The organism is Pseudomonas sp. HMWF006 (genome assembly GCF_003061205.1).
In the GTDB taxonomy this organism is placed as follows: Bacteria; Pseudomonadota; Gammaproteobacteria; order Pseudomonadales; family Pseudomonadaceae; genus Aquipseudomonas; species Aquipseudomonas monsensis.
Genome location: NZ_QAIU01000456.1, coordinates 4,794 through 6,140 on the forward strand (window position 1 = coordinate 4,794; position 1,347 = coordinate 6,140).

Annotated in this window: 1 protein-coding gene and 1 pseudogene; one reads left to right on the forward strand and one right to left on the reverse strand. The window is 57.7% G+C overall.

Features of this window, described 5'->3' with window-relative positions:
- Window positions 1–269 precede the first annotated feature (269 nt).
- On the reverse strand, window positions 270–749 hold the full coding sequence (locus tag DBR24_RS19680) for an Lrp/AsnC family transcriptional regulator (protein ID WP_007909658.1): 480 nt from the start codon (window positions 747–749) through the stop codon (window positions 270–272).
- A 456-nt stretch (window positions 750–1,205) separates the two neighbouring features.
- Here DBR24_RS19680 and DBR24_RS32955 point away from each other — a divergent pair.
- Window positions 1,206–1,347 (forward strand): annotated as a pseudogene (locus DBR24_RS32955) (glycine zipper family protein); the annotation flags it as partial.

Sequence of the window (1,347 nt, forward strand, 5' to 3'; positions counted from 1 at the left end):
TCACGAGTTACACCGACCTGATCTTGCGTCTGTGAATCCATAATCGACGCGAAGGTTCAGGTCGATGGATGATGCCAGACACCTCGGTCGGCTCCCTCTCCCTTTGGGAGGGAGAGTGGACTGGCCGTGCGATGCCCACGAGTTACACCGACCTGATCTTGCGTCTGTGAATCCATAATCGACTCGAAGGTTCAGGTCGATGGATGCTGCCAGACACCTTGGTCGGCTCCCTCTCCCTCTGGGAGAGGGCTGGGGTGAGGGGCTTTTGATTAGCTGCGCAGATGCGTCAGTGGCAGTTCAGTGCTGTTGAGCACCTGATTCAGTACGAAGCTTGAGCGCACGCTGGTCACGCCTTCAATCCGGGTCAGGTGCCCCAGCAACAGCTTTTGATAGTGATCCATGTCCGGCACCACCACCTTCAACTGGTAATCCGCATCGACGCCGGTCACCAGGCTGCACTCCAGCACCTGCGGCAAGGTGCGAATCGCCGCCTCGAAATTCTCGAAACGCTCCGGTGTATGCCGGTCCATGCCGATCAACACATAGGCGGTCAGGCTCAGGCCAAGCATTTTGCGATCGAGCAGGGCGACCTGACGGGAGATGTAGCCATCGTCTTCCAACTGTTTGACCCGACGCGAGCAGGGCGAGGGCGACAGACCGATACGCTCGGCCAGTTCCTGGTTGGAGATGCGGGCGTCGCGCTGCAATTCCGCCAAAATGCTCAGGTCGTAACGGTCGAGTTTGCTCATCAATCTGTCCTTGGTTGTAACTATTGCGGCGGATTATCTATCCAGGGTTAAAAATTGCGCAAGTGGTGTTTATTTGAGCAATCTTCGCAATCCTCTGTCGCGGCCTCGCGCCTATGCTTATCACCAGAATCACTGCTCGGTAACACAGTCCACAGCGGCCCGCCCAAACAGGCCCGCCGCGGCCGCCACCCCCACCGGGGTTGTGCCGGTCCCCGAGCTGCACACTGTCCAGAAGACGGCGTGAGGTGAGCCGACGTCAAAAGCGTCGAGCCAGGACGAAGTTCTCTAGAAGGGAGGCCGACGGGTCTCCCTTTTTTCTTGCCTGCGATTTTTATGCCTCGCTGTACGGTCATCCTCAATAAATAAGTTTCGTGACTGATAACCTGTCGCAGAACCCGGTGTGTGTATTCCCGGTCTTAGCTACAAGCCCTCTTAATACCCGCAGTGAGGAAGAGCATGAAGTCGCGCATCTGGCGTCTGGCCGGTGTTGGTTTGCTGTGTGTGAGCGTCAGTGCGCAAGCGCTTGCCGACGAGCCACAGAATCGTGGCCCCGAGAATAACGGGCACGGTGGCGAGCATCAGGGCAATCAAGGGCGTG